The sequence below is a fragment of the Shigella sp. FC1967 genome, assembly GCF_001743005.1.
Taxonomy (GTDB): Bacteria; Pseudomonadota; Gammaproteobacteria; order Enterobacterales; family Enterobacteriaceae; genus Proteus.
This window is the reverse complement of record NZ_MIIZ01000273.1, coordinates 1-250: the sequence shown is the minus strand read 5'-3', so window position 1 is coordinate 250 and position 250 is coordinate 1. Positions and strand designations below refer to the sequence as shown.

Sequence of the window (250 nt, the reverse complement as noted above, 5' to 3'; positions counted from 1 at the left end):
CCCCGATTAACGTTGGACAGGAACCCTTGGTCTTCCGGCGTGCGGGTTTTTCACCCGCATTATCGTTACTTATGTCAGCATTCGCACTTCTGATACCTCCAGCATACCTCACAGTACACCTTCGCAGGCTTACAGAACGCTCCCCTACCCAACAACACATAAGTGTCGCTGCCGCAGCTTCGGTGCATGGTTTAGCCCCGTTACATCTTCCGCGCGGCGACTCGACCAGTCGAGCTATTACGCTTTCTTT

The 250-nt window shown here is 53.6% G+C and carries 1 rRNA gene; it reads right to left on the bottom strand.

The window, feature by feature from the left end:
* Window positions 1-250, bottom strand: a 23S ribosomal RNA gene (locus tag BHE89_RS02490); the annotation flags it as partial.